The organism is Nonomuraea marmarensis (genome assembly GCF_043197025.1).
GTDB lineage: Bacteria > Actinomycetota > Actinomycetes > Streptosporangiales > Streptosporangiaceae > Nonomuraea > Nonomuraea marmarensis.
Map to the genome: position 1 here is coordinate 1 of NZ_JBICRM010000084.1, position 8,434 is coordinate 8,434.

The 8,434-nt window shown below is 66.9% G+C and carries 10 protein-coding genes; 9 read left to right on the forward strand and 1 reads right to left on the reverse strand.

Features of this window, described 5'->3' with window-relative positions:
- Positions 1-199 precede the first annotated feature (199 nt).
- The 5 genes from ACFLIM_RS49775 (at position 200) to ACFLIM_RS49795 (ending at position 4,335) form a co-directional block, all read left to right on the forward strand.
- The gene (locus ACFLIM_RS49775; protein ID WP_393177876.1) at positions 200-1,021 is read left to right on the forward strand and encodes a DUF1396 domain-containing protein; all 822 of its coding nucleotides are present in this window, start codon (positions 200-202) and stop codon (positions 1,019-1,021) included.
- Between the two features lie 242 nt (positions 1,022-1,263).
- On the forward strand, positions 1,264-1,788 hold the full coding sequence (rplJ, locus tag ACFLIM_RS49780; protein WP_393177878.1) for a 50S ribosomal protein L10: 525 nt from the start codon (positions 1,264-1,266) through the stop codon (positions 1,786-1,788).
- A gap of 75 nt (positions 1,789-1,863) precedes the next feature.
- The gene (rplL, locus tag ACFLIM_RS49785) at positions 1,864-2,256 is read left to right on the forward strand and encodes a 50S ribosomal protein L7/L12 (RefSeq protein ID WP_393177880.1); all 393 of its coding nucleotides are present in this window, start codon (positions 1,864-1,866) and stop codon (positions 2,254-2,256) included.
- Between the two features lie 204 nt (positions 2,257-2,460).
- On the forward strand, positions 2,461-4,044 hold the full coding sequence (locus ACFLIM_RS49790; protein ID WP_393177882.1) for an ArnT family glycosyltransferase: 1,584 nt from the start codon (positions 2,461-2,463) through the stop codon (positions 4,042-4,044).
- A 12-nt stretch (positions 4,045-4,056) separates the two neighbouring features.
- Positions 4,057-4,335, forward strand: a complete 279-nt coding sequence (locus tag ACFLIM_RS49795; RefSeq protein WP_393177884.1) for a hypothetical protein — start codon at positions 4,057-4,059, stop codon at positions 4,333-4,335.
- 133 nt (positions 4,336-4,468) lie between these two features.
- Here ACFLIM_RS49795 and ACFLIM_RS49800 read toward each other — a convergent pair whose 3' ends face one another.
- On the reverse strand, positions 4,469-4,861 hold the full coding sequence (locus tag ACFLIM_RS49800) for a nuclear transport factor 2 family protein (protein WP_393177886.1): 393 nt from the start codon (positions 4,859-4,861) through the stop codon (positions 4,469-4,471).
- A gap of 88 nt (positions 4,862-4,949) precedes the next feature.
- On the opposite strand from ACFLIM_RS49800, the gene ACFLIM_RS49805 reads away from it, so the two are divergent.
- From ACFLIM_RS49805 to ACFLIM_RS49820, 4 genes are all read left to right on the forward strand, one after another.
- Entirely contained in the window at positions 4,950-5,516 is a 567-nt protein-coding gene (locus ACFLIM_RS49805) for a TetR/AcrR family transcriptional regulator (RefSeq protein ID WP_393177888.1), read from the forward strand.
- A 127-nt stretch (positions 5,517-5,643) separates the two neighbouring features.
- Positions 5,644-6,645, forward strand: coding sequence for an ABC transporter ATP-binding protein (locus ACFLIM_RS49810; RefSeq protein WP_393177890.1), 1,002 nt, complete (start codon positions 5,644-5,646; stop codon positions 6,643-6,645).
- A 318-nt stretch (positions 6,646-6,963) separates the two neighbouring features.
- Positions 6,964-7,464: a hypothetical protein gene (locus ACFLIM_RS49815; RefSeq protein WP_393177892.1), complete on the forward strand. Its 501-nt coding sequence runs from the start codon at positions 6,964-6,966 to the stop codon at positions 7,462-7,464.
- Complete coding sequence (locus ACFLIM_RS49820) at positions 7,461-7,958, forward strand: hypothetical protein (protein WP_393177893.1); 498 nt, start codon at positions 7,461-7,463, stop codon at positions 7,956-7,958. Before ACFLIM_RS49815 ends, ACFLIM_RS49820 begins: the two co-directional genes overlap by 4 nt.
- Positions 7,959-8,434: the final 476 nt, after the last annotated feature.

Sequence of the window (8,434 nt, forward strand, 5' to 3'; positions counted from 1 at the left end):
AGATCCAGTGGGATAGCGGGCGGTGGTAGAAGATCACCCGTTCTACTGGATCTCCGTTCCTCTTGCCCCCACTTCGCCCCAACCCCTTGACGACCAAACCCTGGACCTTAACTACCCGGCCTTGGGGATAACCCTGGGTTTTCCCCTAATTGTGCGGGGAAGGCGCCACGGCAGGAAGAGTTAAACGTAGGGTCAAGACATGCTGAAGCGCACGATAGGTCTCACTGCGGCCGGAGCCGCGCTCGTCGTGGCCGCCGTTGCCGGTTGTGGCTCGAACACCCAGCCCATCCAGGTCAACCTGGCCGCCTCAGAGGTACTCGCGCAGGCCGCGCAGAAGACCGCGGAGGTCACCAGTTACACGGTCGACGCCGTGGTGAACGTGACGCACCCGCAGGAAGGCAACGGCAAGGTGCAGGGACGCATGCTCTACCAGAGCAAGCCCCAGCTCGCCGTGGACCTCACCCTGGACACCGTCGACATGGGCGGCAGGAGCCTGCCGGGCGGCGTACGAGCCGTGCTGCAGGGCGACACCGTCTACGTCAAGGTCGAGGCGCTCAACGACCTGGTGGGGGCCACCAAGCCGTGGATCAAGGTCCCGCTCACCGATGCGGGCGACTCCGCCCAGGTGAACCAGTACCTGACCCAGATCCAGCAGTTCGACCTGGGCAACGTGACCAAGCTGGTCACGGCCTCGCAGGACGTGAAGTCGGTCGGCAACGAGAGCGTCAACGGCGAGGACACCACCCACTACAGCGGCACCTTCCCGGTGGACGCGGCCGTACAGCAGTTGCCTGCCGACAAGCAGGAGCAGGCCCGTACGAACCTGGCGGAGCTCAAGGACATCAAGTTCGACATCTGGGTGGCCGGGGACGGCCTGCCGCGCAAGCTCGCCCTGAACGGTTCCAAGGAGGGCGCCACGCTCGACGCCACCCTGTTCTTCAAGGGCTTCAACGAGTCCGTGGCCATCGAGGCCCCGCCCGCCGACCAGATCGGAGAGCTGCCCAAGGGCACGACCAACTGAGAACGATTTGGAAACTCGGCGGCCAGCACGTACTCTGGTCGTTGCCGAAGACCGCCGGTCGTCGTCAGGTGCCTCAAAGCCTGGCGACCGAAGGATCCACATCATGTGGACGGCCCGCGCAGGTGTGATGCGAGTTTCCCACATGGTCTGACTCCATGTGCGTGAGCCCCGTGTGCGCCCTGCGCCCGGGGCTGTTCTCATTTCTGGGGCCCTTCGCCGGTGGCACATCTGGAAGGAGGCCCATGGCGAGGGCGGATAAGGCGACAGCGGTTGCCGAGCTCAAGAGCGAGTTCGAAGGCAGCGCTGCCGCCGTTCTGACCGAGTACCGCGGTCTCACCGTTGCGCAGCTCAAGGAGCTGCGCACCTCTCTCGGTGGGAATGCGAAGTTCGCCGTGGCGAAGAACACCCTGACCAAGATCGCGGCCAACCAGGCCGGTCTGGCGGGCCTGGACGGCCTGCTCGCCGGTCCGACCGCGATCGCCTTCGTCAACGGCGACGTTGTCGAGGCGGCAAAGGGTCTGCGTGACTTCGCCAAGGCCAATCCCCTTCTGGTGATCAAGGGCGGCGTCCTCGACGGCAAGACGCTAGACGCCACTGAGATCACCAAGCTCGCCGACCTCGAGTCCCGCGAGGTTCTCCTCGCGAAGCTCGCCGGTGCCATGAAGGCCAAGCAGAGCGCCGCGGCCGCGATGTTCGCCGCGCTGCCCACCAACATGGCCCAGCTGGCCGACGCCCTGCGCGCCAAGCGCGAAGAGGCTGGCGAGTAACACGGGGGTTGCCGCAAATACCGCGGTCCCGTTTCTAGTTACAGCGAAGATGTCCCTAAACGTAAGGAAACCATCATGGCGAAGCTCAGCACCGACGAGCTGCTCGACGCGTTCAAGGAGATGACCCTCCTCGAGCTGTCCGAGTTCGTGAAGCAGTTCGAAGAGGTCTTCGACGTCAAGGCCGCCGCGCCCGTCGCGGTCGCCGCCGCCCCCGCCGCCGGTGGTGGTGGCGAGGCCGCCGCTGTTGAGGAGCAGGACGAGTTCGACGTCGTGCTCGAGGCCGCGGGCGAGAAGAAGATCCAGGTCATCAAGGAGATCCGCGCCCTCACGTCCCTGGGCCTCAAGGAGGCCAAGGACCTGGTGGACGGGGCTCCCAAGGCCGTCTTCGACGGCAAGGTCAACAAGGAGCAGGCGGAGAAGGCCAAGGCTGCCCTCGAGGGCGCCGGCGCCACCGTGACCGTGAAGTAACTTCCCCCTTCACTCACGCTCTTCGGAAAGAGGCGGATACACCCAGGTGCCGGGTATGCCGCCTCTTTTCGCGTTCCAGGAGGCTCTGCGGTTCTTACCCGGATCGGGGATTCGCTGTGGGGCGCTCAGCTATCCAGCACGCGCTTAGAGGATTCTCATGTACGTCTCATCGCCGCGCCAACCGGCTTGCCTAGCGTGCCGGGTGTGGTTATCGAAGCGAAGTCTCGTTGGGCCCTGGCCGGGCTGCTCGTCGGCACCGGCGTGCTCTACCTCTGGGGTCTGGGCGCCTCGGGGTGGGCCAATTCCTTCTACTCGGCGGCCGTGCAGGCCGGGAGCCAGAGCTGGAAGGCGTTCTTCTTCGGGGCATCCGACGCCGCCAACGCGATAACCGTCGACAAGACGCCGGCCTCGTTGTGGCCCATGGTGCTCAGCGTGCGGCTGTTCGGGCTGAATTCGTGGGCCATCCTCATTCCCCAGGCGCTCATGGGCGTCGGCGCCGTGGCGATGGTGTACGCCTCCGTGCGCCGGCTGTTCCCCGCCTGGGCTGGGCTGCTGGCCGGGGCCGTGATGGCGCTCACTCCTGTGGCCGTGTTGATGTTCAGGTTCAACAAGTTGCTGACCGTGGCCGCATACGCCGTGCTGCGGGCGCAGGAGCGCGGCTCTACCGGGTGGCTGGTGGTGGCGGGGAGCGCGATCGGGTTCGCCTTCCTGGCAAAGATGTTGCAGTCGTTCCTGGTGTTGCCCGGCTTCGCGCTGCTCTATCTGGTGACGGCGCCGGTGGCATTCTGGCGGCGGGTGTGGCAGTTGTCGCTGGCCGGTGCGGCCATGGTGGTCTCCGCCGGCTGGTGGCTGCTGGCCGTGGCGCTGGTGCCCGCGGCGGACCGGCCGTACATCGGGGGTTCTCAGACCAACAGCGTGCTGGAGCTGGCGCTCGGCTACAACGGCATCGGGCGGCTCAACGGCGCCGACTACGGCGGGCTGGGCAATCTCAACCAGCAGGCCGGCTGGCTGCGGCTGTTCGACACGGAGGCGGGCGGGCAGATCTCCTGGCTGTTGCCTGCCGCGCTGGTGCTGTTGGTGGCCGCCACCTGGCTCACTCGGCGGGCGCCTCGGGTCGATCCGGTCCGGGCCGCCTTCTTGGTGTGGGGGAGCTGGCTGGTGGTGACCGGGCTGGTGTTCAGCCTGATGCAGGGGATCTTCCATGCCTACTACACCGTGGCGCTGGCTCCGGCCATCGCGGCGCTGGTGGGCATGGGCGTGGCCGTGTTGTGGGAGCGGCGGGCGTACCGGCTGCTGTCTGTGGTCACGGCGGGGACGGTGGTGTGGTCTTATCTGCTGCTGTCGCGTAGTGCCGAGTGGAACTCGTGGTTGGGCGTCGCCGTTCTGGTGGTGGGCCTGGGGGCGGCGCTGGCCATGCTGTTCGCTCGCCGGATGTCGGCCGTTGTCGCCGTCGTTGCCGTGGCCGTGGTGGCGTGCCTGGCGGGACCGGCGGCCTATGCCGTGGACACGGCCGCGTCACCGCACACCGGGGCCATTCCGTCGGCTGGACCCTCGACCGGTGGGTTCGGAAGGTCACCCGGTGCGGGGTTTCAGCTCCCCGGTGGAGGTGGTCAGCCTTCTGGATGGCCGCCCGGTGGTGACGGTGGTCAGACATCGTTCCGGCAGTGGCCAAGGGGTGATGGTGGGCAGAGCCGGGGGCGCGGCGGGATGGGGATGGGCGGGTTGCTCGGTGCGGGCACACCGGCTGCCGAGTTGACCGCGCTGCTGAAGAACGGCGCCTACACGTGATCGGCGGCGGCCGTGGGCTCCAACAACGCGGCCGGATACCAGCTCGCCAGCGGCTGGCCCGTGATGGCGGTGGGCGGGTTCAACGGGACCGATCCCGCGCCGACCCTGGAGCAGTTCCAGCGGTACGTCGCCGAGAAGAAGATCCACTACTTCATCGGCACCGGTATGGGAGGTGGTGGCCGGAACACGGGCGGCAGTGACGAGGCGGCCAAGATCGCGACCTGGGTGCAGGACAACTTCACCGGCACCTCCGTCGCCGGCACCACCGTCTTCGACCTCACCCAGAGCTGACCCACCGCCTGGGTTCGTGTCGTGGCCGTAGGTGGTTGGATCGTTCGACGACCGGTTCGCGGACACCGTCGTCGTCATCGTGCCTCCGCGAGTGGCCGGTTGACGCACGGATCTCGATCCGGTCCGTGGATGGCTAACCGGCGGCGGCTCGTACCTGGGATATGGCGCTGGTGTCCATGTAGTCCCTGGTGTGGATGATCTCGCCGTTCCTGATCCGGAGCACCAGCAGGCCGGGGACCGTGATCGGGTGGTCGGCGACCGTGACGAACGTGTTCTGTTCCACCACCACGATCTCCGGATCCGTCGTTCGGTGGAGCGCCACGCGGCGCACCTCCCGCACCTCGGCGGGGGTCGCCCCCCATGACGCGCGATAGCCCGCACGGATCTCCTCCCTGCCCTTGTACGCCGGCAGCCCCCCGAACGGGAACTCGTGCAGCCCGTCCTCCGCATACAGGTCGGCCAGTTCGTCGGCGGACTTGTGCAGCATGGCCGCGTGGTAGCCGGTGACGATTTCTTCGATGGACATAAGCGTGCCCTCATTTCGCTCAACGTACGTTGACTCAACGAGCGTAGAGCGAATGGGTGGAATTGGTCAACGCATGTAGAGTCGGGGCGTGGGTGAGAGGTTGCTTCCGCGGGCCGAGAGGCGGCGCAGGACCGAGGGAAGGATCCTCGACGCCGCCAGGACGATCTTCGCCGAGGTGGGGTACGAGCGGGCCACGGTCAGGGCCATCGCCAAGGCCGCCGGGGTCGATCCCGCTCTCGTGATGCAGTACTTCGGGAACAAGCAGGGGCTCTTCCAGGAGGCCGTGCGGATGGCGCCGGTCGCCGACTCGGAACTCGGGGTGGAGGAGCTGGTCGAGCGGCTGCTGGGCACGCTCAACCTGAAGATGGGCGAGCTGCCGCAGGGCGCGCTGGCCATGATGCGGTCCATGCTCACCCACCCCGAGGCGGCCGTGTCGGCACGGCAGGTGCTGGGTAAGCAGATCGATCGGCTGGCCGAGGCCATCCCGGGTGACGACGCGCGGCTGCGGGCGGCGCTGGTGACGATGATCATGCTCGGCGTGACGGTCGGGCATCAACTGCTGGAGCTCGACGAACTGCGTGAGGTGCCGCAGGAGGAGATCGCTCGTTTGCTGCGGCCCAGCCTGCGGGCACTTACTGGACCAGAAGTCTCATAACCGGCCAGTAACAAGTTATTGGAACAGGTTCCAATTCGGCGGAACGTCGTTACGGTGATGGCATTCCGCAAGTAAAGTGTGCGGCACGTTATCCCCTGTGTACTCCCTGCGATCGGGAAGGTGGCCAGTGGGCGTCGAGGTCATGGTCGACGGGTTGACCAAGTCGTTCGGTCGGCAGGTCATCTGGGAGGACGTCTCGCTCACGCTGCCGGCGGGCGAGATCTCGGTGCTGCTCGGCCCCTCCGGCACCGGCAAGTCGGTCTTCCTCAAGACGCTGGTCGGCCTGCTCAGGCCCGACCGCGGTCACATCTGGATCGACGGCTACGACCTGGCCAACTGCAACGAGAACAAGCTCTACGAGCTGCGCCGGCTGTTCGGCGTGTTGTTCCAGGACGGCGCGTTGTTCGGCTCGCTCAACCTCTACGACAACGTCGCCTTCCCACTGCGCGAGCACACCAAGAAGACCGAGGCCCAGATCCGCCAGATCGTGATGGAGAAGATCGAGCTCGTCGGCTTGCTGGGCGCGGAGTCCAAGTTGCCCGGCGAGATCTCCGGCGGTATGCGCAAGCGGGCGGGGCTGGCCAGGGCGCTGGTGCTGGATCCGGAGATCATCCTGTTCGACGAGCCCGACTCCGGCCTCGACCCGGTCCGCACCGCGCTCCTCAACCAGACCATCGTCGACCTCAACGCCGAGATCGAGGCGACGTTCCTGATCGTGACGCACGACATCAACACCGCCCGTACGGTCCCCGACAGCATCGGGATGCTGTTCCGGCGCGAGCTGGTCATGTTCGGGCCGCGCGAGATGTTGTTGTCGAGCGACGAGCCGGTGGTGCGGCAGTTCCTCAACGCCAGGAAGCACGGCCCGATCGGCATGTCCGAGGAGAAGGACGTCTCCGAGCTGGAGGCCGAGGCGCAGATGGGGCACGACCCGGGCGCGCTGCCGCCGATCCCGCCGCAGCTCATGCCGAGCGGCAACAAGATCCGCCGCACCCAGCAGCCGCCGGGCACCTGGCTGGCGGCCAACGGCGTGCTCCCGCCGCAGGGCTCGTTCGTGGACGAGCGGGGGCGTAACTGGCTGGAGGAGTACCCCCGGCTGGTCAACGCCCACCTCCACGGCATCGGGTAGATCACGAAAGGCCCGACATTGGCGTGCCTTTGTTTGCCTACGCCCACAGAGGGGCTGAGCGTGGCGGGCGGGCCGAAGAGGCGCTCCCCGAGACCGTCGCGGGTTGCAAGACGGTGAGAGCGCGTTGGGCGCTCAGCGGGCATCTGAGGGCCTTCTGGAGGCATTTGGGGGATCTAGCAACCTTGACCGATTTACTCTGAGCCGGGTCCCGCGTGCCGCCCTTCACCGGCTCCCCAACCGCCTCGGTCGATTCAGGGGCTCCAGGCGTAGGTGTCGCGTTATGATCCGGCGACCGGCCGGGGAAGGGGTGATGCAGACGTGGCGGGACTTGCCGTTCGGCCTGCTCGCATCCTGATCGCGGCGCTCAGCGGGGTGCTGGTGGTGCTGGTCGGCACGGGCGTGTGGATCGCCGCGCAGGCGCGCGACGAGCAGGGCAGGGCAGGCGACAAGGAGGCCGCGCTGCTGGCGGCGGGAACGCACGCGAAGAACCTGATCTCACTCGACTACCGGACCGCCGACGCCGACGTGAGACGCATCCTCGACACCTCCACCGGGGCGGCCAGGACGGAGTACGCGGCCAACGCGGCCAAGCTCAAGTCCACCACGGTGACGAACAAGGTCGTCCAGCACGGCGTGCTGCGCGCGACAGGACTGGTCTCGATGACGGGCGCCACCGCCAAGGTGCTGGTCGTGGCGGACGTGGAGATCCGCTGGGACGGCTCCAAGAGCGCGCCGCAGGAGCGGTACTACCGGTGGTCGATGGACCTGACCAAGACCGGTGGCGGGTGGCTGGTGTCGAAGGTGGTGCAGGTGATGTGAGGACCCTCATGATCGTGCTGCTGGGCGTCCTCGTGGTCGCGGCGGGCGTGCTGGTGCCGACGATGTGGTTCAACCTGCGCGACCTGCGCGACGCCGACGTCGCCGGCGTGCAGGCCATGGCCGCGGCCAAGGAGGTGGCGCCCGATCTGCTCTCGTACGACTATCGGACGGTGGAGGAGGACCTGGCACGGGCCGGGACGCACACCACGGGGGAGTTGACCAACTACTACAAGGAGCTGACCACGACCCTGGCGTCGAGGGCCAGGGCCCAGAAGATCGTGCAGACGGTGGCCGTGGCGGGGGCGGGGGTCGAGCGGGCGAAGCCCGATCGCGTAGAGGTTCTGCTGTTCGTGAACACTGGTACGGTCAAGGAGATCCCCGGTAAAGCCGAGCTCCAGCAACAGTTCACCCAGAATCGAGCCAGGTTCGTCATGGTGCGGCAAGACTCGCGCTGGTTGGTGGCCGACCTGTCGACCCTGCTGGGGACCGCCTGACGGTCCGGGCGCGCCGCTTCTTTCAATTGTTACCAAAAATCAGGTTTAGCGAGTCCAATCGCCCGGGTAACCAAGTCACAGGTACACCGGTTGTCGGCATGGGTTCGACCCTCGGTGTGACGGAGCGTTAACCGCCCCCGTTCGCGGGTATCGTCTTGGGCCTGGCGGTAGGCGACCGGTCACACAGGGGAGAAAACCCAGCGTCCGGGCTCAGAGTCGGCTAAAAGTCGGGCTTGTGGGCTTGACGTTTCCGCCTGAACGGGCGATGCTGCGACCAACGTGGAGCATGCAGCGGGAGTGAAGTGGACAGGCGTGTGCCGTTCGGCTACACTGCCCCTTTGCGCTGCCCTTTGACGACCCGCGATGCTTGCTCACGTTGCGAGGTTGTCTGGCGTGCGTGTAGTCAGTCCGCCGCGAGCCCTCGGAAGGACATCTGTTGGCAGCCTCGCGCAACGCCTCCGCCGTACCCGCTGGTC